Origin of the sequence: Streptococcus pseudopneumoniae (genome assembly GCF_001072375.1) — a bacterium.
GTDB lineage: Bacteria > Bacillota > Bacilli > Lactobacillales > Streptococcaceae > Streptococcus > Streptococcus pseudopneumoniae_L.
The window spans coordinates 24899-48346 of the sequence record NZ_JVKV01000018.1 but is presented as its reverse complement, the minus strand read 5'-3'; the positions used below and the strand labels follow the sequence as shown (position 1 = coordinate 48346).

The following is a 23448-nucleotide window of genomic DNA, read 5'->3' as shown; positions in this document are numbered from 1 at the left end:
TAGATAACAAGGAGAAAAAAATGTCTCTTCAAAAGTTAGAAAATTATAGTAACAAAACGGTCGTACAAGAAGAAGTTCAAATCTTGACAGATATGCTGGAAGATATCACAAAAAATATGCTTCCTGCTGAAACCTTTGATAAGATTATGCACTTGAAGGAACTTTCGTCAAAACTTGACTATCAAGGGCTAGATAAAGTAGTAACAAGTCTTTCAAATGATGAGATGGTCTACATTTCTAGATACTTCTCTATTTTGCCTCTTTTAATTAACATCTCAGAAGATGTTGACTTGGCTTATGAGATTAACCATCTAAATAATGTCGATCAAGACTATCTGGGTAAATTGTCAACAACGATCAAAATGGTGGCTGAAAAAGAAAACGCTGCTGAGATTCTTGAGCACTTGAACGTGGTACCAGTTTTGACGGCCCACCCAACTCAGGTTCAACGTAAGAGTATGTTAGATTTGACCACTCATATCCATACCCTTTTACGTAAATACCGTGACGTGAGAATGGGGCTCATTAACAAGGAAAAATGGCATAATGATCTTCGTCGCTATATTGAAATCATCATGCAGACAGATATGATTCGTGAGAAGAAACTAAAAGTAACCAACGAAATCACCAATGTGATGGAATACTATAATAGTTCCTTCCTACAGGCTGTTCCTAACTTGATGTTAGAGTACAAACGTCTAGCAAAAGAGCAAGGAATTGATCTTAAACAAGCCAAACCAATTACTATGGGAATGTGGATCGGCGGAGACCGTGATGGAAATCCATTTGTAACAGCTGAAACACTTATGCGTTCTGCTACTATCCAAAGTGAAGTGATCTTGAACTACTATATTAGCAAGATTTCTAGTCTCTATCGTACCTTCTCTCTCTCGACTAATTTATCAAAAACTAGTAAAGCTGTTGAAGAAATGGCTGCTCAGTCTGGAGATACATCAGTCTTTCGTGAGAAAGAACCCTATCGTCGTGCCTTTCATTTGATTCAGTCCAAATTGATTCAAACTCTCTTGAATTTAAAAGAATGGTCTGTTGTTGGCTCGTCAGCTGATGAACGTCATCCTGTTGAACGTCTTCTTGGTACTCAAGGGCATCAACAAGGAGTGATTACAGACTATATTAGTAATCGACTTTCAGGAGCTATTCAAGAACTGGCTGAAGATCGTCCACCATTTTACGAAACAGTTGAAGAGTTCAAAAAAGATCTATATACCATTAAGGATTCATTACTTGAAAACAAGGCAGAGTCCTTACTCACAGGTGAATTTGCAGAACTTTTAGAAGCTGTAGAAGTATTTGGTTTCTTCTTGGCTTCCATCGACATGCGTCAAGATTCAAGCGTCCACGAAGCCTGTGTAGCTGAATTGTTAGCATCTGCTGGAATCAATGACCACTATAGCGATTTGTCAGAAGATGAAAAGTGCGACTTGCTTTTGCATGAATTGTTAGAAGATCCTCGAATCTTGTCAGCGACTCATGCTGAGAAGTCTGAACTTCTCGAAAAGGAATTAGCCATTTTCCGAACTGCACGTGAATTAAAAGACCGTTTAGGAGAAGATGTCATTCGTCAAACGATTATCTCTCATGCAACCAGCGTGTCAGATATGCTTGAGTTGGCTATTATGCTAAAAGAAGTTGGCCTGGTAGATGCTGAAAAAGCGCGTGTTCAGATTGTTCCACTCTTTGAAACAATTGAGGACTTGGACCATTCTGAAGAAACAATGAGAAAGTATTTCTCTCTACCACTTGCTAAGAAATGGATTGCTTCTAAAAACAATTACCAAGAAATCATGCTTGGCTACTCTGATAGTAATAAGGATGGCGGTTATCTATCATCTTGTTGGACACTCTATAAGGCCCAACAACAATTGACTGCTATTGGTGATGAATTTGGAGTCAAAGTAACCTTCTTCCATGGTCGTGGTGGTACCGTTGGCCGTGGTGGTGGCCCTACTTATGATGCCATTGCTTCTCAACCACTCAAGTCTATCAAGGATCGTATCCGTTTGACAGAGCAAGGGGAAGTTATCGGAAACAAATACGGAAACAAGGATGCAGCCTACTATAACCTCGAAATGTTGGTTTCAGCAGCTATCAACCGTATGATTACCAAGAAGAAGAGTGATACCAATACGTCAAATCGCTATGAAGCCATCATGGATCAAGTGGTGGAACGCAGTTACGATATCTACCGTGAGCTAGTATTTGGAAATGACCATTTCTATGATTATTTCTTTGAATCTAGTCCAATCAAGGCTATTTCAAGTTTCAATATTGGTTCTCGTCCAGCAGCTCGTAAAACAATCACTGAAATTGGTGGTCTACGTGCTATTCCTTGGGTATTCTCATGGTCACAAAGTCGTGTTATGTTCCCGGGTTGGTATGGTGTTGGTTCAAGCTTCAAGGAATTTATTGACCAAGATCCAAAAAATATTGAATTCCTTCGTGAAATGTATCAAAACTGGCCATTCTTCCAGTCACTCCTATCTAACGTAGACATGGTATTATCTAAATCAAATATGAATATCGCCTTTGAGTACGCTAAACTTTGTGAAAGTGAAGAAGTACAAGCAATCTACTATACTATCTTGGATGAATGGCAGTTGACTAAGGACGTTATCTTGGCTATTGAAGGCCATGAGGAGCTCTTGGCAGAAAATACTTATTTGAAAGACAGTCTTAACTACCGCATGCCTTATTTCAATATCCTTAACTATATTCAGTTGGAATTGATTAAGCGTCAACGTCGTGGCGAGCTATCTTCAGATGAAGAAAGATTAATCCATACAACTATCAACGGAATTGCTACAGGATTACGTAATTCAGGTTGATACAAGTTAGATTTTATAAAAAACGTGGGGATTTTTGTTAATATTTAAAATATTTCATGAAAACCCTTGACAAGTTTTAGTAAAATGATATAATTTAAGCATTCAGAAAGTAATCATTGAAATTTTTTAGAGAGTCTGTGGTTGGTGGAAACAGATAGGTGGAAGTGATGAAAATTGGGCTGAATGTTATTAAGAATTTGAAATCATAAGAATTCGGTGAGCACACCTTACAGTGCAACTCGTTTTAGCGAGTAAGAGCGATAGGACTAGTTCCTATAATTGAGGTGGCACCGCGCATCGACGTCCTCACACAAGTTTTTTGTGTGAGGACTTTTTCTATGGGGAGGAAAAAATTATGGAAATCAAACGATGGCGTCGCTTGAATAAGTGATTGAATAAAAAAATAATAAGATAAGAAGAAATAAGGAGAAAATTATGAAAAACAAACGTCTACTCGGTATTATCGTAGCATTAGCACTCGTAGTTGGAGGAAGCTTGGTATATTCTAGCTTAACGAAACAAGAAACTAAAACTGAGACAGCTAATAAAACAGCTAAGGTTGGTGTTCTTCAGTTTGTAAGCCACCCATCGCTTGACTTAATCTACCAAGGTATCCAAGATGGACTTGCTGAAGAAGGCTATAAAGGTGACCAAGTCAAAATCGACTTTATGAACTCAGAAGGTGACCAAAGTAAGGTTGCGACAATGAGTAAACAATTGGTGGCAAATGGAAATGATGTCGTTGTCGGTATTGCAACACCAGCAGCTCAAGGTCTTGCAAGTGCAACAAAAGACCTTCCTGTTATCATGGCAGCTATTACAGACCCAATTGGTGCTAACCTTGTACAAAACTTGGAAAAACCAGGTGGGAACATCACAGGGGTATCTGACCACAACCCTGCTGAACAACAGGTTGAATTGATCAAAACATTGACTCCTGATGTGAAAACAGTTGGAGCTCTTTACTCAAGTAGTGAAGATAACTCAAAATCACAAGTTGAAGAATTCAAAGCATACGCTGAAAAAGCTGGTTTGAAAGTCGAAACATTTGCAGTTCCTTCAACGAACGAAATTGCTTCAACAGTGAACGTTATGACTGGTAAAGTAGATGCAATCTGGGTTCCAATCGATAACACAATCGCATCTGCATTCTCAACTGTCGTTTCAAGCAATCAAACAGCTAAAAAACCAATCTACCCAAGTGCGACTGCCATGGTAGAAGCTGGAGGTTTGGCATCAGTCGTTGTTGACCAACACGATCTTGGTGTTGCTACTGGTAAAATGATTGCCAAAGTCTTGAAGGGTGAAAAACCTGCAGATACACCAGTCAATGTCTTCTCAACTGGTAAATCAGTGATCAACAAAAAAGTTGCTCAAGAACTTGGAATCACAATTCCTGAATCAGTTCTCAAAGAAGCTGGTCAAGTAATCGAATAAGAATAAAGGAGGAGTTGGAGACATCTCCTCCAATTTTTAGAATAAAGGAAACGAATCAAACATGCTAATATCAATTATTTCACAGGGATTGGTCTGGGCTATCCTAGGTTTGGGAATCTTTATGACCTTTCGAATCTTGAACTTCCCAGATATGACAACTGAGGGTTCCTTCCCACTTGGAGGAGCAGTAGCAGTGACTTTAATTACCCAGGGAGTCAATCCTTTTCTTGCGACTTTAGCGGCTGTAGGAGCAGGTTGTCTTGCTGGTTTAGCAGCTGGACTATTGTATACCAAAGGAAAGATTCCAACACTCTTGTCTGGAATTCTGGTGATGACTTCTTGTCATTCTATCATGCTCATGATTATGGGACGAGCTAACCTTGGACTCTTAAATACCAAGCAAATCCAAGATGTTCTTCCATTTTCATCAGAGGTTAATCAATTACTGACAGGTTTAATCTTTGTGACTTTGGTTATCCTTCTCATGCTTTTCTTCCTAGATACCAAACTTGGACAGGCCTATATCGCTACAGGGGATAATCCAGACATGGCTCGTAGTTTTGGTATCAATACAGGACGTATGGAGCTTATGGGCTTGGTCTTGTCAAATGGTGTAATCGCACTTGCTGGCGCACTTATCGCTCAACAAGAAGGTTATGCGGATGTCTCTCGTGGTATCGGAGTTATCGTAGTTGGTCTTGCTAGCTTGATTATCGGTGAGGTTCTCTTTAAGAGTCTTACCATAGCAGAACGCTTGGTTACTATTGTAGTTGGTTCCATCAGCTATCAATTCTTGGTATGGGGAGTCATTGCTCTCGGCTTTAATACTAGCTACCTCCGTCTATATAGTGCCCTTATCCTAGCAACTTGCTTGGTAATTCCAACCCTTAAGGATAAATACTTGAAAGGAGTCAAGTTAAGCAAATGACAGCAATTGTAGAATTAAAAAATGCCACAAAAATTGTGAAAAATGGTTTCGACGAGGAAAAAATTATTCTAAACGATGTTTCACTTGAAATTTATGAACATGACTTCATCACAATCTTGGGTGGAAATGGTGCAGGGAAATCAACCCTCTTTAATAGCATTGCAGGAACGCTACCCTTGACTAGTGGTAGCATTCGTATAATGGGCGAGGATGTGACTCATTTCAGCCCTGAAAAACGTGCCAAGTACCTTTCTCGTGTCTTCCAAGATCCTAAGATGGGAACTGCACCTCGTATGACAGTTGCAGAAAATCTCTTGATTGCTAAGTTCCGTGGGGAAAAACGTGGTTTATTTCCAAGAAAACTCTCAGCCTATAAAGAAGAATTTCAAGCAACCATTGAGAAGGTTGGCAATGGTCTAGAAAAACACTTGGATACACCGATTGAATTCTTGTCAGGTGGACAAAGACAGGCCTTGAGCCTCTTGATGGCAACCTTGAAACGTCCAGAGCTCCTTTTACTGGATGAACACACAGCTGCTCTTGACCCTAAAACAAGTGTTGCCTTGATGGAATTGACAAATGACTTTATCAACAAGGACCATCTAACAGCTTTGATGATTACTCACCATATGGAAGATGCTCTCAAGTATGGAAATCGCTTGATTGTTATGAAAGATGGACAAATCATCCAAGATTTGAATAAGGATGAAAAAGCCAAGATGAAAATTTCCGATTACTATCAACTATTTGAGTAGATATTTTTTAAATCAAGTATCCTTAAAAACTTAGAAGTAGGCTTTTGCTTCTAAGTTTTTTTGGTGAATTTTAAATATTACTTTTTTTTCCTTTTCGTCAGTTTTACTTTAGAGTATAATCAGTATAAGAATATTTAACTTTGATAGAAGTAGGAGATAAAAAGATGGCTTACACACAAGAAGATTTTCAAGAATGGATTTTTCAAATTGGATTTAAGATGGACTATTTTACTAGGGAGTTTGCTGAGGAACAAGGCCTTCATTTAGACTATAGCTTGCATTCTTTGGATGATTTGGAGGCTTGGATCTTGGCTCACTACGATGACCACCATGCTTTGATAGCAGACCAAAAGATGTTGGATTATTTGACTGTTTATATCGGTGAAACCTTCCGTAAGCATCTAGGTGGTAAATGGTTTATTGATCTTAAAAATAAAAAGAATGCCTATTATTCTATGCCTGTATTGACCGACCCATCATATAGAGGAGAAGTTTATATAGCACCTATGACTTTTGCAACGGCTTGTATTAGTAGAAAAGATGGTCAGTATATTAGCAGAATATTGAAAAATAATCTCGAAGATCAAGTGAAATAGGATTTTATTTCTTTTGTTTTTCTTTCAAATATTAGAATGATTTGCTCAGAAAATTCAGTTTTTCATGATAGCTGGAAACTTATGAAATAGTCTCATGTAAAGTGTATGAAATGGTTTACTTTTTTTCAGAAATAAGCTATACTAGTTAGAGTAAACTGTGATAAAATGGAGGTATTGTCTATGGTTGACAAGAGACTCATCGAAGAGATCAAAAACAATACCAATATTGTCGAAATCATAGGAGAAGTGATTTCTTTACAAAAATCTGGACGGAACTTTTTAGGGCTCTGTCCTTTTCATGGTGAAAAGACCCCTTCCTTTAACGTGGTCGAAGATAAGCAGTTTTACCACTGTTTTGGTTGTGGTCGTTCTGGAGATGTTTTTAAGTTTATCGAGGAGTATCAGCAAGTAACTTTTGCGGATGCGGTGAGGATATTAGCTGAGAGACTTGGGATTCAGATGGCAGCGCCTGTTCAAGGTTCTGTACAGCCTAGGTCGCCCCATCAAAATCTCTACGATATGCATGAGAAAGCCGCTCGTTTTTATCATGCCATTCTCATGACGACTAAGATGGGTGAAGAGGCGAGAAACTATCTCTATAAACGTGGCTTAACAGATGATGTTCTCAAGCATTTTATGATTGGTTTGGCTCCAGCAGAACGCTCTTATCTATATCAGCGTTTAGCAGATGATTATAGTGAGAAGGACTTGCTGGATTCAGGTTTGTTTTATCTATCTGAGAGTAACCAATTCTTTGATACCTTTCATAATCGCATTATGTTTCCTCTTTCAAATGATCAAGGAAAGGTGATTGCCTTTTCTGGTCGTGTATGGCAAGAGACTGATTCTCAAACTGGAAAGTATAAAAATAGTCGAGCGACGGCAATTTTTAACAAAAGTTACGAATTATATCATTTGGAGAGGGTAAAAAAAGGATCGGGCAAGGCTCCTGAAATCTACCTGATGGAAGGGTTTATGGATGTCATTGCGGCTTATCGTGCTGGTATTGAAAATGCAGTTGCTTCTATGGGTACCGCACTGACGAGTGAACATGTGGAGCATCTGAAACGCTTTACCAAAAAAGTGATCGTCACCTATGACGGAGATAAGGCTGGGCAAGCTGCCACAGCTAAAGCCTTGGACGAGCTTAAAGATATACCTATCCAAGTAGTCCAGATTCCTGACGCAATGGATCCGGATGAATATTTGCAGAAAAACTCTCCTCAAGACTTGGCTTATCTCTTAACCAATACACGCATCAGTCCTGTTGAGTTTTACATCCATCATTTCAGACCGGAAAACAGTGAAAATCTACAAGCTCAAATTGAATTTATAGAGAAAATTGCTCCCTTAATCGCCAAGGAACCCTCTATCACAGCTCAGAATTCCTACATTCACATTTTGACGGATCACTTGCCATCTTTTGACTATCAGCAAGTCGAACATATTGTCAATGAAAGTCGAGTCAGACAGAGAAAGGAGAAGGTTAAGGAATCCTATAGTCCGAGTCCTATCACCATGTCTGTTACCAAGCAACTGACAGCAGTGATGAGAGCAGAGGCCCATATCCTCTACCGAATGATGGAACATCCCTTGGTGCTCAATGACTACCGCTTAAGAGATGACTTTATTTTTGAAACTCCAGAGTTTCAGACCTTGTATGGAATCTTGATTGATAATGGAAGTATCTCATCTGAGGATTTGGCTCATCAGACCAGAGAAGTGGAGAGTGCTTGGTATCAAGTCCTAGCCTTAGATTTGCCACCTGAGATGTCCCCTCACGAGTTAGCTGAAGTGGAAGAGTCTCGAAAAAGAGCTCTTTTGAATCAGGAAAATCTGCAAATTAAAAAGAAAGTTCAGGAAGCTAGCCATGTCGGTGATACAGACACTGCATTAGAAGAGCTAGAACGCTTAATTGCCCAAAAAAGAAGAATGGAGTAAGAATGGCAACAAAACAAAAAGAAGTAACAACCTTTGACGTCCAAGTAGCGGAATTTATTCGCAATCATAAAAAGACTGGTACGGCTACAGATGACGAAATCAATAACGCCCTCGTAATCCCCTTCACTTTAGATGTGGAAGGTATTGAGAATCTTTTGCAACGTATTCAAGATGCTGGTATCTCAATTACGGACAACGAAGGAAATCCAAGTGCGCGTGTTTTGAGCACTGAGGAAGAACCAGAGTTGACTGATGAAGATTTGATTGGTTCAACCTCTGCTAAGGTCAATGACCCTGTCCGTATGTATTTGAAAGAAATCGGGGTTGTTCCTCTGCTTACAAATGAAGAGGAAAAAGAATTAGCTCTTGCTGTTGAAGCGGGTGATATCGAAGCTAAACAACGCCTTGCAGAAGCGAACCTTCGTTTGGTAGTATCTATTGCTAAACGTTATGTTGGACGTGGAATGCAGTTCCTTGACTTGATCCAAGAAGGAAACATGGGCTTGATGAAGGCTGTTGATAAATTTGACTACTCTAAAGGGTTCAAATTCTCAACTTATGCGACTTGGTGGATTCGTCAAGCTATTACTCGTGCCATTGCTGACCAAGCTCGTACCATCCGTATCCCTGTACACATGGTGGAAACCATTAACAAGCTTGTTCGTGAACAACGTAATCTTCTTCAAGAGTTGGGACAAGATCCAACTCCTGAACAAATCGCTGAACGCATGGATATGACACCTGACAAAGTTCGTGAAATCCTCAAGATTGCCCAAGAACCTGTTTCTCTAGAAACACCTATCGGGGAAGAGGACGATAGCCATCTTGGTGACTTTATCGAGGACGAAGTGATTGAGAATCCAGTGGACTACACAACTCGCATCGTCTTGCGTGAGCAGTTGGATGAGGTCTTGGATACTCTTACAGATCGTGAAGAAAATGTTCTTCGACTTCGTTTTGGTCTTGATGATGGGAAAATGCGTACCTTGGAGGATGTTGGTAAAGTCTTTAACGTGACTCGTGAACGTATCCGTCAGATTGAGGCCAAAGCTTTGAGAAAACTTCGCCAGCCAAGTCGAAGCAAACCACTTCGTGATTTCATTGAAGATTAAGTTGAGGGAGAGTGAAGATGGCTTATACAGAAGAGCAAATTGAAAATATCAAAACACGTATTTTGACAGCCTTAGAAGAAGTGATTGACCCTGAATTGGGGATTGATATTGTCAATCTAGGCTTGATCTACGAGATTCGTTTTGATGGCGATACAGGTGAGACTGAAATTGATATGACCTTGACAACCATGGGTTGTCCCTTGGCAGATCTTTTAACTGACCAAATCTATGATGCTATGACAGATGTTCCAGAAGTTACTAACGTTGAAGTCAAATTAGTATGGTATCCAGCTTGGACAGTTGAGAAAATGAGCCGTTACGCTCGTATCGCTTTAGGTATCAAGTAAGTATATTATGAAAAGAGAAATAGTGTAGACGCCAGGAATTCCCAGCTTTTATGCTATCTCTCTTTTTATTTGCTGATTTTATTTGAAGAAAATGGTATAATGGTTACTATGGAAAAAGAGAAATTACGCATCAACATGCTAAGTTCAAGTGAAAAAGTGGCAGGCCAAGGTGTGTCTGGCGCTTATCGTGAACTGGTGCAGCTTTTAAAACGAGATGCGAAAGACCAACTGATCGTAACAGAAAATCTTCCAATCGAAGCGGATGTTACTCATTTTCATACGATTGATTTCCCTTATTATCTCTCGACCTTTCAGAAAAAACGTTCTGGTCGTAAGATTGGCTATGTTCACTTCTTACCGGATACCTTGGAAGGTAGTTTGAAGATTCCATTCTTCTTAAAGGGGATTGTCAAACGCTATGTGTTTTCTTTTTATGACCGTATGGAGCATCTGGTAGTGGTCAATCCTACCTTCATTGAGGATTTGGTTGCTGCTGGAATTCCACGTGAAAAAGTGACCTATATTCCTAATTTTGTCAACAAAGAAAAATGGCATCCACTTCCTATAGAGCAAATTGAACAACTTCGTAAAGATATGGGGATTGATGAGAATCAGTTTGTAGTCGTTGGTGCAGGTCAGGTTCAGAAGCGTAAAGGAATAGATGACTTTATCACTCTAGCTGAGGAATTACCTGATATCACTTTTATTTGGGCTGGTGGATTCTCTTTTGGGGGAATAACCGATGGTTATGAGCGCTATAAAAAAATTATGGATAATCCTCCTGAAAATCTAATTTTCCCAGGGATTGTTGATCCAGAACGGATGAGAGAACTCTATGCCTTGGCTGATCTTTTCTTGCTTCCAAGTTATAACGAGCTCTTTCCAATGACTATTTTAGAGGCTGCGAGTTGTGAAGCACCCATTATGCTTCGTGATCTAGATCTTTACAAGGTCATTCTTGAAGGAAATTACAGACCAACAAGTGATGTAGAAGAGATGAAAGAGGCTATCTTGGAATATCGAGAGCATCCAGAAACACTAAAAGAATTAAAAGAAAAGGCTAAGGCCATTTCAAGAGAATATTCAGAAGAGCATCTTCTTGAAATCTGGCTAAAATTCTATCGGGAGCAAGCAGCTTTAGGAAAAAAATGAGGTAGTATATGCGAATTGGATTATTTACAGATACTTATTTCCCGCAGGTCTCGGGTGTTGCGACCAGTATTCGAACCTTAAAAACAGAACTTGAAAAGCAAGGACATGCCGTCTTTATCTTTACAACAACAGACAAGGACGTTAATCGTTATGAAGACTGGCAGATTATCCGTATCCCTAGTGTTCCTTTCTTTGCCTTTAAGGATCGTCGTTTCGCCTATCGTGGATTTACAAAAGCTCTTGAGATTGCCAAGCAATACAAGCTGGATATTATCCATACGCAGACTGAGTTTTCTCTTGGTTTATTAGGGATTTGGATAGCGCGTGAATTGAAAATTCCAGTCATTCATACCTATCATACCCAGTACGAAGATTATGTCCACTATATCGCTAAGGGGATGTTGATTCGTCCAGGTATGGTTAAGTACCTTGTGAGAGGCTTCCTTCATGATGTTGATGGAGTGATTTGTCCAAGTGAAATTGTGCGAGACCTTCTATCAGATTATAAGGTCAAAGTAGAAAAACGAGTTATTCCTACAGGGATTGAGCTAGCCAAGTTTGAACGACCTGAGATTGGACCAGAACATATCGCAGACTTACGTGATAAATTAGGCATTAAGAAAGATGAAAAGATGCTTCTTAGCCTTTCACGTGTTTCTTACGAGAAGAACATTCAAGCTGTTCTGGCAGCACTTCCAGATGTTCTAAAAGAAGAGCAAAATGTTAAATTAGTCGTAGCTGGAGATGGTCCTTATCTGGAAAATCTCAAGGAACAAGCGTCAGATTTACAGATTCAAGATTCTGTTATTTTTACAGGGATGATTGCCCCAAGTGAAACCGCACTTTACTATAAGGCTGCTGACTTCTTCATTTCAGCTTCAACTAGTGAGACGCAAGGCTTGACCTATCTTGAAAGTCTTGCAAGTAAGACTCCGGTAATAGCTCATGGAAATCCCTATCTTGATAACCTCGTCAATCATAAAATGTTTGGAACTCTTTATTATGAAGAGAGAGATCTAGCAGGGGCTATTTTAGAAGCTTTAATTGCAACTCCAAAGATGGATGAAAAACTTTTGGCTGAAAAATTGTATGAAATTTCAGCTGAGAATTTTGCTAAGAGAGTGCATGAATTCTATCTAGATGTTATTATTTCAAATAATTTTGAAAAAGAATTGACTGCAGATGAACCTGTTACGAAACGCATTTTAAAGACAGTATTCTATATACCACAACAAGCAGTGTCTATGCCGGTCAAGGGTTCAAGACGTATGTTGAAAGCTTCTAGAAAACAGTTGAGTCATTTAAGAAAATATTTGAACGATTAATCGAATCAAAGAAAGGAAATAAAAAAATGAAAAAGAAATTTATGAGAAGTAGTAGAGATCAAAAAATCGGTGGTGTATGCGCTGGTTTAGCTAATTATTTTGATATTGACCCTACAATTGTACGTGTGATTTGGGGAGTTCTAGCTTTCTGTTATGGTGCTGGACTTATTGCTTACTTGATCTTGTGGGCAATCGCTCCTGTATCAGATGAATTTTAAGATTAGAGTATTATAGTAAAGGAGAAAAAATGGCATTTGGTGATAATGGGAAACGTAAAAAAACTTTCTTTGAAAAACTAACAATGTTTGTCGTTTTGATTATGTTATTTGTAACCCTAGCAGGTATCTTTGCTACAGCCATCGGTGTATTTAGCAGATTTTAAAATGCTAGATTTCTAGCAAGTTGTAATAGTTGGTGACTGGGATTTCCCAGCCCTTTTTAGAGTGAGAAAAGAATATGAGTATGTTTTTAGATACAGCCAAGATCAAGGTCAAGGCTGGAAATGGTGGCGATGGGATGGTTGCCTTTCGTCGTGAAAAATACGTCCCTAATGGCGGTCCATGGGGAGGTGATGGAGGCCGTGGTGGTAACGTTGTCTTTGTTGTAGATGAAGGTTTACGTACCCTGATGGACTTCCGTTACAATCGTCATTTCAAGGCCCAATCGGGTGAAAAAGGGATGACCAAAGGAATGCATGGTAGAGGAGCAGAGGACTTGATTGTTCGAGTGCCTCAAGGTACAACTGTACGTGATGCAGAAACTGGAAAAGTTATCACTGACTTGATTGAGCACGGCCAAGAGTTTATCGTTGCTCACGGTGGTCGAGGTGGCCGTGGAAATATCCGTTTTGCGACACCAAAAAATCCTGCTCCAGAGATCTCTGAGAATGGAGAACCTGGTCAGGAGCGCGAATTACAGTTAGAACTTAAAATTCTTGCGGATGTTGGTTTGGTTGGCTTCCCTTCAGTTGGAAAATCAACCTTGTTAAGTGTTATTACTTCTGCGAAACCAAAAATTGGTGCCTACCACTTTACAACAATCGTTCCAAATCTTGGTATGGTCCGTACCCAATCAGGTGAGTCCTTTGCAGTGGCAGACCTTCCTGGTTTGATTGAAGGAGCAAGTCAAGGTGTGGGCTTGGGAACTCAGTTCCTTCGCCATATTGAGCGTACTCGCGTTATTCTTCACATCATCGATATGTCAGCCAGTGAAGGTCGCGATCCTTACGAAGATTATCTAGCTATTAACAAAGAGTTGGAATCTTACAACCTTCGTCTGATGGAGCGTCCACAAATTATTGTTGCTAATAAGATGGATATGCCAGAAAGTCAGGAAAATCTTGAAGAATTCAAGAAAAAATTGGCAACAAACTTTGATGAGTTCGAGGAATTACCAGCAATCTTCCCAATATCAGGTTTGACAAAACAAGGTTTAGCACCTTTATTGGACGCAACGGCTGAACTTCTTGATAAGACCCCAGAATTCCTTCTTTATGATGAGTCAGAAATGGAAGAAGAAGTTTATTATGGCTTTGATGAAGAAGAAAAACCATTTGAAATTAGTCGTGATGATGATGCAACTTGGGTACTTTCAGGTGAAAAACTCATCAAACTCTTTAACATGACTAACTTTGACCGCGATGAGTCTGTTATGAAATTTGCACGTCAGTTGCGCGGAATGGGAGTCGATGAAGCTCTCCGCGCCCGTGGTGCCAAGGATGGAGATTTGGTTCGTATCGGTAAGTTTGAGTTTGAATTTGTAGACTAGGAGATAGCGATGGGAGATAAACCGATATCTTTCCGAGATGCTGATGGAAATTTTGTTTCTGCAGCAGACGTCTGGAATGAGAAGAAGTTAGAAGAACTGTTTAATCGCCTCAATCCAAATCGTGCTTTGAGACTAGCAAGAACTAAAAAGCAAGCTGAAAATAACAAATCATAAAATAAACCCGTGATGATAGGTATCACGGGTTTTCTAGTTTACTGACTACTTTTGGAATGGAATTTCAAGACTAGATTGCGCAAGGTCGACAGTCAAGTGATAGTCTGTATTGTCACGTACAGTAATCTCAAAGTCTGTAGTATAAAGAACAAGACGTACTGTATCGCCTTCTTTTAGTTTGTAAATAGTTGGTTGGAGTTCAACTTGGAATTCCATCCATTCATCTGGCTTGACTTCTTCAATTTTCAATAAATCATGACGATTTTGAAGATTGAGGTAGCCTTTGGTAATAACACGCTGTGCATTTGGACTAAATGGTAGTTCGCAAAGGTTTTCCAGCATGTGGTAACGACCATTATCAATCGTATGAGCAGCCAAAACTCCTGGATATGGTTGTAGGTATTTCTTTTGACCAAGTTCGAGAAGTTGGGCAGAAAGTAAGCCTTTGTTTGTACTTGACTTGAGACGAAGGTTTAGTTTAACACGACCATTGATATGAAGATCTTCAGTCACTGGAAGATCAATGGTAATCTGATTCACCTTACCTTGATAAAGTTCATTATTAAAGGTTTGGTAAGTTTTTGCAAAACGTTCGAAGTCAGAATCTTGGTAATGATTTTCAATGACAGCTTCTTCAGTACCTAAAGAGAAAGTTTTATGGTCAGTTTGATTTCCAAAATCTTCAAGTGACAGCCAGGTTTGAGGAGCAGTATTGTCTTGCCAAACGACTCTTGGAAGTTGGTAGTCAGTTTCTTGGTCCAATAATTTCTGCGTCAAAAGAGCATTCATGGATTCACGGAAATCAATAGATTGCCAATTGTTCATATAAACATGGGCGCCGTTATGGTAAAAGAGATGTTTCTTAATATTGCTTGGAAGAGCATTGAACATTTGATAGACATGAAGTGGTTTTACATTCCAGTCTTGCGAACCGTGGGTAAAGACAACTTCAGCCTTAACTTTGTGAGCATTAAGAAGGTAGTTTCTGTCATGCCAAAATTGGTTATAATCCCCAGTTTTACGGTCTAGATTTTTCTTCAGTTCTTCTATAGAATCTTTATGAGCCTCGTTTCCACGAATATAGTCACCAGCTAAGAGATTACGAGAATAAGTTAATTCATCTAATGAATCGAAGTCCTCCCCTGGATAGCCACCAGGGCTTGTTACCAGACCATTTTCTCGGTAATAGTTGTACCAAGAAGAAATACCGGCTTCAGCAATGATGACCTCTAAACCATCAACTCCTGTAGTAGCAAGACCATTTGACATTGTTCCTAGATAAGAAAGACCAGTAGTGGCGACTTTACCATTGGACCAGTCAGCCTTGACTTGACGTTTACGACTATGGTCTGTAAAGGCGCGACAACGGCCATTGAGCCAATCAATGACATTTTTATAGGCTTCAACTTGTCGATAGTCACCATTAGTCATCTGACCTTGAGAATCCTTTGTACCAAGACCAGATACGTAGATATTTGCAAATCCTCTTGGAAGGAAGTAGTCGTTAAGTGTGTAGCTGCTATTGATATGAGTCAGTTTTTCTTCAGCTTCTGAAACGAGGTCTGCTTGGCCAACTGGCTCAACCAAGTCTAATGTTGGATTTGGTTGAGAAATTTCATGTGGTTCCTTGACTTCTAGCTCAGCTTCCATTTTGTAAAGAGCTTTATCGCTTGCTTTATCATTGGTTCCTTGATGGTAAGGACTTGCCGTCATAACTGCTGGAATTTTGCCATTGTAAGTCGGACGGATGATGCTAACCTTGACTAAATCAGGTAGACCATCATTATCAGAATCAATACGAGTTTCCACATAAACAACTTCACGAATAACATTGTTAGTTGAGAAAGTAGCCAAACTCTTTCCATTGAAGTAGTGGTAACCATTGTCCTCAGGGATAAGACCATCACTAACTAGCTGATCAATCAAGGTATTTCCCTTTTTAGTGCGCGTGTTAAGGAGTTGATAGAGATTGTCAATCAAATCTCCGTATACAATAGGAAATGCCGTTTCTTTATGAAAAGCTAGACCATCTTCAAAGTCTATTAAGTAGTTGAAACCAAGTAACTGAAAGGCAACAGTATAGAAAATTTCTGCAGTTAATTCACGATCAGAATTGAAGAAAGTGAGCAGATCAGTTTCTTTATCAACAGCTAAAGTTGAGAGGGGATAATCCGTATTTTTGTAATTGAAAAAACAAGTTCTAACAAAAGCTTCAAACAGTTCTTTATCAGAATTTGATTGGTCAAGCTTGAATCCAAGGCTGGATAATTCCTGTAAAGCTTCTTTCTGGCTTACAGGATAGTAACTGAATTGATTAAAACGCATAGATGCCTCCTTTGAAGAATCATTAAATTTATTATATCAAAAAAGTAGGGAAAATGATAGAAGCAGCTGGTTTGTAAAGGCTAAATTGCTAATTTTCTAATAGAGTTTAAGAGAGTGTTTTAACAAGCCCTATCTTGATTTTTTGAGTATCCTAAAAGGTTATGCTATACTAGAAATATGTTAGATTTGGAGAAATATGGTGTGACCATGTGGGAAGAGGACAAGATTCTCTCTTTCCGTCAAAAACTATTAGCCTGGTATGACGAAAATAAGCGGGATTTACCTTGGAGACGGAGTAAGAATCCTTACCATATCTGGGTATCTGAAATTATGTTGCAGCAGACTCGAGTTGATACCGTCATTCCCTATTATGAACGTTTTTTAGACTGGTTTTCGACTGTAGAGAGTTTAGCAAATGCTCCTGAGGAACGCTTATTAAAAGCCTGGGAAGGACTTGGCTATTATTCTCGTGTTCGCAATATGCAAACAGCTGCTCAACAGATTATGAATGAATTTGAAGGCAAGTTTCCGTCAACTTATGAAGGTATTTCAAGCTTAAAAGGGATTGGTCCTTATACAGCTGGTGCAATCTCTAGTATTGCCTTTAACCTTCCGCAGCCTGCAGTAGATGGCAATGTCATGCGTGTTTTGGCACGTTTATTTGAAGTCAATCATGATATTGGAAATCCTAGCAATCGCAAGATTTTTCAAGCAATGATGGAAATCTTGATTGACCCAAATCGTCCAGGTGATTTCAATCAGGCTTTGATGGATTTAGGTTCAGATATTGAGGCTCCTGTTAATCCAAGACCGGAGGAGAGTCCTGTTAAGGAGTTCAGTGCTGCTTACCAACATGGGACCATGGATCGCTATCCCATTAAGGCTCCCAAGAAAAAGCCAATCCCTATTTATCTAAAGGCTCTTGTAGTGCAAAATAATCAGGGGCGGTTTCTATTAGAGAAGAATGAGAGTGAAAAACTCTTGGCTGGATTTTGGCATTTTCCCTTGATTGAAGTTGATGAATTCTCAGACCAGACTCAGGACTTGGACCTTTTTAGTCAAGTAGCGGATCCAATTCTAGAACTGGGACCATCTCCACAGGAGAGTTTTGAACAGGACTATGATCTTGAAGTTGATTGGCAAGATCTACGATTTGAAGAGGTCAAGCACATTTTTAGCCATCGTAAATGGCATATCCAGATAATTGCAGGCCGAGTTACTGAAACACAGGAATATGCAGATAGAGAAGTCCTTTGGTTAAGTCCGGAAGAATTTATCAATTATCCCCTAGCTAAACCTCAGCAAAAGATTTGGCAAGCCTACTTGAAAAGAAGCTGCTAGTATCGGTCTTTCGTGTCTTCTTTACATTTTTTTGGTATAATGAGATAAGGAAAAAGGTGACTAAATGAAAAAAATACTAATTGTAGATGATGAAAAACCCATCTCAGATATTATAAAATTTAATATGACCAAGGAAGGTTATGAAGTTGTAACTGCTTTTAATGGTCGTGAAGCTCTTGAACAATTTGAAGCTGAGCAACCAGATATTATTATCTTGGATTTGATGCTTCCAGAGATTGATGGACTTGAGGTCGCAAAAACTATTCGTAAGACAAGTAGTGTTCCAATTATCATGCTTTCAGCAAAGGATAGTGAATTTGATAAGGTTATCGGGCTTGAGCTTGGGGCGGATGACTATGTGACCAAGCCATTTTCAAATCGTGAACTACAGGCCCGTGTTAAAGCTCTTCTCCGTCGTACAGATCTTGTTTCAGTCGATAACCAAGAACCTGAAACGAAATTACAAAGTCTGCAGATTGGCGATTTGGAGATTTTACCAGATGCCTACGTGGCTAAGAAATATGGTGAAGAGTTAGACCTAACCCACCGCGAATTCGAACTCTTACATCATTTAGCTTCTCATCTTGGTCAAGTGATTACCCGAGAACATCTTCTTGAAACTGTTTGGGGATATGACTATTTTGGAGATGTCCGTACAGTAGACGTAACCATTAGGCGTTTGCGCGAGAAAATTGAAGATACGCCAAGTAGACCTGAATACATCCTAACTCGTCGTGGAGTGGGATATTACATGAGAAATAATGATTGAAGTAATTAAACAAACAATTTTGACGAGTGACTTTATCTTTATCCTCATCCTAATTGGCTTTATTATGCTGGTGACTTTTCTCTTACTGGAAAGTCGTCGCGATAATATTCGCCTGAGACAGCTGAATCAGAAGGTCAAGGATTTGATTGCTGGTGATTATTCTCAGGTTTTGGATATGCAGGGAAGTTCAGAGATTACTAATATCACAAACAATCTTAATGATTTGTCAGAAGTAATTCGTCTGACTCAGGAAAATCTCGAACAAGAGAGTAAGAGGTTGCATAGTATCCTAGCCTATATGACAGACGGAGTACTTGCGACCAATCGTCGTGGCCAGATTATCATGATTAATGACATGGCTAAGAGACAACTTGGAGTTGAAAGGGATGATGCTCTTAATCAAAATATCTTAGAGTTACTCAAAATTGAAGAAGAGTATGAGCTGAGAGATCTCATTACCCAAAGTCCTGAATTGATGATTTATTCCCAAAATGTGAATGGCGAGTATATCAGCTTGCGCGTGCGTTTTGCCTTGATTCGGAGAGAGTCTGGTTTTATCTCTGGTTTAGTAGCAGTCCTACATGATACGACTGAACAAGAGAAGGAAGAACGTGAGAGAAGGCTTTTCGTTTCGAACGTTAGTCATGAGTTGCGTACACCTTTGACAAGTGTAAAATCTTATCTTGAGGCCTTGGACGAAGGAGCCCTGACAGAACCAGTTGCTCCAGATTTTATCAAGGTGTCTCTTGATGAAACCAACCGTATGATGCGGATGGTGACAGACCTCTTGCACCTCTCACGGATTGATAATGAGACCAGTCACTTGGATGTTGAGTTGATTAACTTTACTGCCTTTATCACTTTTATTCTCAATCGTTTTGATAAGATGAGAAGTCAGGATGATGAGAAGAAATACGAGTTGGTGAGAGATTATCCGATTAACTCTGTTTGGATTGAGATTGATACAGATAAGATGACTCAGGTGATTGATAATATCCTAAATAACGCCATCAAATATTCACCAGATGGTGGAAAAATCACTGTAAGCATGAAGACTACAGATGATCAGATGATTTTGTCTATCTCTGACCAAGGTTTAGGAATTCCAAAGCAAGATTTGCCGAAGATTTTTGACCGTTTCTATCGAGTAGACAGAGCAAGAAGTCGTGCCCAAGGTGGTACTGGTCTAGGACTTGCTATTGCTAAAGAAATCGTCAAACAACATAAGGGCTTTATCTGGGCTAAGAGTGAATACGGTAAGGGTTCAACCTTTACTATCGTACTTCCATACGATAAGGACGCCGTGAAAGAAGAGATTTGGGAGGATGAACTAGAAGACTAGAATGAGTGATATCGGTTTTAAATACAGTATTTTAGCATCGGGTTCCAGTGGAAATTCATTTTACTTGGAAACGCCAAAAAAGAAAATTTTAGTAGATGCGGGACTCTCTGGCAAAAAAATTACAAGCCTTTTGAGTGAAATCAATCGTAAACCAGAGGATTTGGATGCTATCTTGATAACGCATGAGCATTCAGACCATATCCACGGCGTGGGAGTTCTGGCTCGCAAGTACGGCATGGATCTTTATGCCAATGAGAAAACCTGGCAGGCTATGGAAAATAGTAAGTATCTCGGTAAGGTTGACTCATCTCAAAAGCATATTTTTGAGATGGGAAAAACCAAAATCTTTGGTGACATCGATATCGAGAGTTTCGGTGTGAGTCATGATGCAGTCGCGCCCCAGTTTTATCGTTTTATGAAGGATGATAAGAGCTTTGTTATGCTGACGGATACGGGCTATGTTAGTGACCGTATGGCTGGCATTGTCGAGAATGCAGATGGCTATCTGATCGAGTCAAATCATGATGTGGAAATCCTGCGAGCAGGATCTTACGCATGGCGACTCAAACAACGCATCCTGTCTGACCTTGGTCACCTCTCAAACGAGGATGGAGCAGACGCCATGATTCGCACACTAGGTAATCGTACCAAGAAGATTTACCTAGGCCATTTGTCAAAGGAAAATAATATCAAAGAGCTGGCCCACATGACCATGGTTAATCAGTTAGCTCAAGCAGATCTTGGAGTTGGAGTAGACTTTCAAGTTTACGATACTTCACCAGACACTGCAACACCATTGACGGAGATATAAAAAAGAAGGCTCGTGCCTTCTTTTTTATAGACTTTTTACAACCCAGCAAATTCTTTGATTTCTTGAGCTGACATTGAAGAGTCGCAACGGACATTGATTTGACCATTTGCTACATGTACGAATCCTGGTACAGTCGGGATTTCGTAGCGTGAACGGAAGTCTTGCAAAGCTTCAAGTTGGCTTGGTTCCTCACTATTAATGAAATAAATGTGAGCTTTAGTTTCAGCTACAACACCAGCCAATGTACCAGCAAATTTACGGCAGTAAGGACAAGTTTTGCGTCCGATAAAGAAAGTAGCTGTTTCTTGCTTGTCGAGCGCTTCTTGAGCACGCGCAACTGTTGTCACTTCAAGATCTTTGATGTTTTCTAAAAATTGTTCCATGAGATTACCTCGCTTTCATTGATATGTCTAGTATGCCATAAAGTTTCTAAAATTGCTCAGTTTTGATACGCAAATAGATGGTCGGGTAGAAATCAGTAGTCTAAGTTTGATTTTCTAGTCCGATATCCCTGTGTCTTTAAAGATATCGAAACTGAAGTTTTGGTCAAAAGAGTTAAAAGAAGACATAAATTACAGTCAAATTTTACTTTATCATCAAAAATAAAGGTCAGGATTTTTCCCGACCTTTATTATATAGTTGCTTATTTTACAAAGGCATTGATTTCAGCTTCGATGTTAGCAATCTTAGCTTGTGAATCTTCGTTGCTTTCACCTACAACTGCAATGTAGAACTTGATTTTTGGTTCTGTACCTGAAGGACGAACTGCGATCCATGATCCATCAGCAAGTGTGTATTTCAATACATCACTTGGAGGAGTAGTCAAGGCTGTTACAGTGCCATCAGTGGCAGTAGAAGTTTGTGCTTTGAAGTCCTCAGTGATTGAAACTTCTGTTGCATTCCATTCTTTTGGAGCATTGTTACGGAATTTAGCCATAATTGCTTTGATTTGCTCGGCACCGTCAACACCAGAAAGAGTAACAGAGATTGTCTTTTCAGCATAGTAGCCGTACTCTTTGTAGATTTCTTCGATACCGTCAGCTAAAGTCAAACCACGAGAGCGGTAGTAGGCAGCAAGTTCAGCAACGACAAGAACGGCTTGGATAGCGTCTTTATCACGTACGAATGGTTTAATCAAGTAACCGAAGCTTTCTTCAAATCCCATCATGTAAGTGTGATTGTGTTTTTCTTCGAATTCTTGGATTTTTTCAGCGATGAATTTGAAACCTGTCAAAACGTTGAACATGGTTGCGCCGTAGCTTTCAGCAATCTTGGTTACCAAGTCAGTTGATACGATAGATTTGCAGAGGGCTGCGTTTTCTGGAAGTGTTCCAGCATTTTTGTGGGCTTCCAAGATGTATTTTGCCATGATAGCACCGATTTGGTTACCTGAAAGGTTAAGGTAGCTACCATCTTTTTGAAGAACTTCAACACCGACACGGTCAGCATCAGGGTCAGTTGCAACAAGAACATCAGCGCCCACTTGGCGACCAAGTTCTTCTGCAAGTGCAAAGGCTGCTTGGCTTTCTGGGTTTGGAGATTTAACAGTAGAGAAGTCTGGGTCTGGAGTTGCTTGAGCTTCAACGACTTGAACAGAATCAAATCCTGCTTGGGCAAGAGCACGACGAGCCAACATTTCACCAGTACCATGAAGAGGTGTGTAGACAATCTTCATATCTTTACCAAATTCTTCAATCAAGGCTGGGTTGATGTTAACGTCCTTAACTTCTTTGAGGTATTCCACATCGACAGCTTCGCCGATAACTTCAATCAAGCCAGATGCTTTTTCAGCTTCCACATCAGCAACTTCAACTGCAAAAGGATTTTCAATCGCACGGATGTAAGTTGTTAAAGCGTCTGCATCGTGTGGAGGCATTTGGCCACCATCTTCACCATAAACCTTATAACCATTGAATGGAGCAGGGTTGTGGCTAGCAGTAATCATGATACCTGCAAAGCAGTTGAGGTGACGAACGGCAAATGAAAGTTCAGGAGTTGGACGGAGACTTTCAAAAACATAAGATTTAATACCGTGTTTAGCAAGAACTGCTGCAGATTCAAAGGCAAATTCTGGAGAGAAGTGACGGCTATCGTAAGCGATGGCAACACCACGTTCCTTTTCATTTCCACCTTTTGATTCAATCAAACGAGCCAAACCTTCAGTTGCTTGACGAACAACGTAGATGTTAATGCGGTTAGTACCAGCACCAATCAATCCACGCATACCAGCAGTACCAAACTCAAGATTGGTATAGAATGCGTCTTCCTTAGTTTTTTCGTCCATGTTTTCCAAATCTTGACGAAGATAGTTTGGAAGTTCTGCGAAATCAACCCATTTTTGGTAGTTTTCTTGGTAAGCCATAGGAAATCTCCTTTAATATATAATCTAATCGCATACATTATACCACGATTTGAAGTTTTAGTAAAACGTTAGCATAAGTTTCTGAAAAAGTTATGAAATGGGAAACTTCTTAGAGTAA

Annotated in this window: 21 protein-coding genes and 1 other annotated feature; of the genes, 18 read left to right on the top strand and 3 right to left on the bottom strand. The window is 39.7% G+C overall.

Going from position 1 to position 23448, the window contains the following annotated elements; genetic code table 11:
* Window positions 1–20: 20 nt before the first annotated feature.
* The 14 genes from ppc (at window position 21) to ADH31_RS10080 (ending at window position 14380) form a co-directional block, all read left to right on the top strand.
* Window positions 21–2846 (top strand): phosphoenolpyruvate carboxylase, encoded by a 2826-nt coding sequence (ppc, locus tag ADH31_RS01465; RefSeq protein WP_049508506.1) that lies wholly within the window; start codon window positions 21–23, stop codon window positions 2844–2846.
* A gap of 94 nt (window positions 2847–2940) precedes the next feature.
* Window positions 2941–3157: a binding site (T-box leader), on the top strand.
* Window positions 3158–3281: 124 nt separating this feature from the next.
* Entirely contained in the window at window positions 3282–4283 is a 1002-nt protein-coding gene (trpX, locus tag ADH31_RS01460) for a tryptophan ABC transporter substrate-binding protein (RefSeq protein WP_000792189.1), read from the top strand.
* Between the two features lie 61 nt (window positions 4284–4344).
* Window positions 4345–5211, top strand: a complete 867-nt coding sequence (locus ADH31_RS01455) for an ABC transporter permease (protein WP_049503533.1) — start codon at window positions 4345–4347, stop codon at window positions 5209–5211.
* A complete protein-coding gene (locus tag ADH31_RS01450) occupies window positions 5208–5966 on the top strand; it encodes an ABC transporter ATP-binding protein (protein ID WP_049503531.1) in 759 nt (252 codons plus the stop codon). Before ADH31_RS01455 ends, ADH31_RS01450 begins: the two co-directional genes overlap by 4 nt.
* A gap of 164 nt (window positions 5967–6130) precedes the next feature.
* Complete coding sequence (locus ADH31_RS01445; RefSeq protein WP_049508503.1) at window positions 6131–6562, top strand: hypothetical protein; 432 nt, start codon at window positions 6131–6133, stop codon at window positions 6560–6562.
* 180 nt (window positions 6563–6742) lie between these two features.
* A complete protein-coding gene (gene dnaG / locus ADH31_RS01440; RefSeq protein ID WP_049508501.1) occupies window positions 6743–8503 on the top strand; it encodes a DNA primase in 1761 nt (586 codons plus the stop codon).
* A gap of 2 nt (window positions 8504–8505) precedes the next feature.
* On the top strand, window positions 8506–9615 hold the full coding sequence (gene rpoD, locus ADH31_RS01435) for an RNA polymerase sigma factor RpoD (protein WP_000201894.1): 1110 nt from the start codon (window positions 8506–8508) through the stop codon (window positions 9613–9615).
* 17 nt (window positions 9616–9632) lie between these two features.
* Window positions 9633–9962: a metal-sulfur cluster assembly factor gene (locus ADH31_RS01430; RefSeq protein ID WP_000331926.1), complete on the top strand. Its 330-nt coding sequence runs from the start codon at window positions 9633–9635 to the stop codon at window positions 9960–9962.
* Window positions 9963–10061: 99 nt separating this feature from the next.
* Window positions 10062–11114, top strand: a complete 1053-nt coding sequence (locus tag ADH31_RS01425) for a glycosyltransferase family 4 protein (protein WP_080980050.1) — start codon at window positions 10062–10064, stop codon at window positions 11112–11114.
* 8 nt (window positions 11115–11122) lie between these two features.
* Window positions 11123–12439, top strand: coding sequence for a glycosyltransferase family 4 protein (locus ADH31_RS01420; RefSeq protein WP_049508499.1), 1317 nt, complete (start codon window positions 11123–11125; stop codon window positions 12437–12439).
* A gap of 26 nt (window positions 12440–12465) precedes the next feature.
* Window positions 12466–12657: a PspC domain-containing protein gene (locus ADH31_RS01415; RefSeq protein ID WP_080980049.1), complete on the top strand. Its 192-nt coding sequence runs from the start codon at window positions 12466–12468 to the stop codon at window positions 12655–12657.
* Window positions 12658–12686: 29 nt separating this feature from the next.
* Entirely contained in the window at window positions 12687–12821 is a 135-nt protein-coding gene (locus ADH31_RS01410; RefSeq protein WP_000863850.1) for a DUF4044 domain-containing protein, read from the top strand.
* A gap of 74 nt (window positions 12822–12895) precedes the next feature.
* Window positions 12896–14206 carry a GTPase ObgE gene (gene obgE / locus ADH31_RS01405; RefSeq protein ID WP_045763293.1) on the top strand — a complete coding sequence of 437 codons (1311 nt, stop codon included), beginning with the start codon at window positions 12896–12898 and terminating at the stop codon, window positions 14204–14206.
* Between the two features lie 9 nt (window positions 14207–14215).
* Window positions 14216–14380, top strand: a complete 165-nt coding sequence (locus ADH31_RS10080) for a hypothetical protein (RefSeq protein ID WP_049502767.1) — start codon at window positions 14216–14218, stop codon at window positions 14378–14380.
* A 45-nt stretch (window positions 14381–14425) separates the two neighbouring features.
* On the opposite strand, the gene ADH31_RS01395 is transcribed toward ADH31_RS10080, so the two are convergent.
* Complete coding sequence (locus tag ADH31_RS01395; protein ID WP_049508497.1) at window positions 14426–16705, bottom strand: Xaa-Pro dipeptidyl-peptidase; 2280 nt, start codon at window positions 16703–16705, stop codon at window positions 14426–14428.
* Between the two features lie 177 nt (window positions 16706–16882).
* Between ADH31_RS01395 and mutY the strand changes: the two genes are divergently transcribed.
* The 4 genes from mutY (at window position 16883) to ADH31_RS01375 (ending at window position 20968) form a co-directional block, all read left to right on the top strand.
* The gene (mutY, locus tag ADH31_RS01390) at window positions 16883–18046 is read left to right on the top strand and encodes an A/G-specific adenine glycosylase (protein ID WP_049508495.1); all 1164 of its coding nucleotides are present in this window, start codon (window positions 16883–16885) and stop codon (window positions 18044–18046) included.
* 64 nt (window positions 18047–18110) lie between these two features.
* The gene (gene yycF, locus ADH31_RS01385; protein WP_049508493.1) at window positions 18111–18815 is read left to right on the top strand and encodes a response regulator YycF; all 705 of its coding nucleotides are present in this window, start codon (window positions 18111–18113) and stop codon (window positions 18813–18815) included.
* Window positions 18808–20157, top strand: a complete 1350-nt coding sequence (gene vicK / locus ADH31_RS01380; protein ID WP_049508491.1) for a cell wall metabolism sensor histidine kinase VicK — start codon at window positions 18808–18810, stop codon at window positions 20155–20157. The genes yycF and vicK overlap by 8 nt, the downstream gene beginning before the upstream one ends.
* 1 nt (window position 20158) lies before the next feature.
* Window positions 20159–20968, top strand: coding sequence for an MBL fold metallo-hydrolase (locus ADH31_RS01375; protein ID WP_049508489.1), 810 nt, complete (start codon window positions 20159–20161; stop codon window positions 20966–20968).
* Window positions 20969–21003: 35 nt separating this feature from the next.
* Here the strand turns inward: ADH31_RS01375 and ADH31_RS01370 are convergent, their stop codons facing one another.
* Window positions 21004–21351, bottom strand: coding sequence for a thiol reductase thioredoxin (locus ADH31_RS01370; protein ID WP_049508487.1), 348 nt, complete (start codon window positions 21349–21351; stop codon window positions 21004–21006).
* A 260-nt stretch (window positions 21352–21611) separates the two neighbouring features.
* Window positions 21612–23330: a phospho-sugar mutase gene (locus ADH31_RS01365; protein WP_049508484.1), complete on the bottom strand. Its 1719-nt coding sequence runs from the start codon at window positions 23328–23330 to the stop codon at window positions 21612–21614.
* Window positions 23331–23448 lie beyond the last annotated feature (118 nt).

Bases quoted from the DNA above. Each gene is read 5' to 3' on its own strand.
- ppc (WP_049508506.1), top strand. From the start codon at position 21: ATGTCTCTTCAAAAGTTAGAAAATTATAGTAACAAAACGGTCGTACAA.
- trpX (WP_000792189.1), top strand. From the start codon at position 3,282: ATGAAAAACAAACGTCTACTCGGTATTATCGTAGCATTAGCACTCGTA.
- ADH31_RS01455 (WP_049503533.1), top strand. From the start codon at position 4,345: ATGCTAATATCAATTATTTCACAGGGATTGGTCTGGGCTATCCTAGGT.
- ADH31_RS01450 (WP_049503531.1), top strand. From the start codon at position 5,208: ATGACAGCAATTGTAGAATTAAAAAATGCCACAAAAATTGTGAAAAAT.
- ADH31_RS01445 (WP_049508503.1), top strand. From the start codon at position 6,131: ATGGCTTACACACAAGAAGATTTTCAAGAATGGATTTTTCAAATTGGA.
- dnaG (WP_049508501.1), top strand. From the start codon at position 6,743: ATGGTTGACAAGAGACTCATCGAAGAGATCAAAAACAATACCAATATT.
- rpoD (WP_000201894.1), top strand. From the start codon at position 8,506: ATGGCAACAAAACAAAAAGAAGTAACAACCTTTGACGTCCAAGTAGCG.
- ADH31_RS01430 (WP_000331926.1), top strand. From the start codon at position 9,633: ATGGCTTATACAGAAGAGCAAATTGAAAATATCAAAACACGTATTTTG.
- ADH31_RS01425 (WP_080980050.1), top strand. From the start codon at position 10,062: ATGGTTACTATGGAAAAAGAGAAATTACGCATCAACATGCTAAGTTCA.
- ADH31_RS01420 (WP_049508499.1), top strand. From the start codon at position 11,123: ATGCGAATTGGATTATTTACAGATACTTATTTCCCGCAGGTCTCGGGT.
- ADH31_RS01415 (WP_080980049.1), top strand. From the start codon at position 12,466: ATGAAAAAGAAATTTATGAGAAGTAGTAGAGATCAAAAAATCGGTGGT.
- ADH31_RS01410 (WP_000863850.1), top strand. From the start codon at position 12,687: ATGGCATTTGGTGATAATGGGAAACGTAAAAAAACTTTCTTTGAAAAA.
- obgE (WP_045763293.1), top strand. From the start codon at position 12,896: ATGAGTATGTTTTTAGATACAGCCAAGATCAAGGTCAAGGCTGGAAAT.
- ADH31_RS10080 (WP_049502767.1), top strand. From the start codon at position 14,216: ATGGGAGATAAACCGATATCTTTCCGAGATGCTGATGGAAATTTTGTT.
- ADH31_RS01395 (WP_049508497.1), bottom strand. From the start codon at position 16,705: ATGCGTTTTAATCAATTCAGTTACTATCCTGTAAGCCAGAAAGAAGCT.
- mutY (WP_049508495.1), top strand. From the start codon at position 16,883: ATGTTAGATTTGGAGAAATATGGTGTGACCATGTGGGAAGAGGACAAG.
- yycF (WP_049508493.1), top strand. From the start codon at position 18,111: ATGAAAAAAATACTAATTGTAGATGATGAAAAACCCATCTCAGATATT.
- vicK (WP_049508491.1), top strand. From the start codon at position 18,808: ATGATTGAAGTAATTAAACAAACAATTTTGACGAGTGACTTTATCTTT.
- ADH31_RS01375 (WP_049508489.1), top strand. From the start codon at position 20,159: ATGAGTGATATCGGTTTTAAATACAGTATTTTAGCATCGGGTTCCAGT.
- ADH31_RS01370 (WP_049508487.1), bottom strand. From the start codon at position 21,351: ATGGAACAATTTTTAGAAAACATCAAAGATCTTGAAGTGACAACAGTT.
- ADH31_RS01365 (WP_049508484.1), bottom strand. From the start codon at position 23,330: ATGGCTTACCAAGAAAACTACCAAAAATGGGTTGATTTCGCAGAACTT.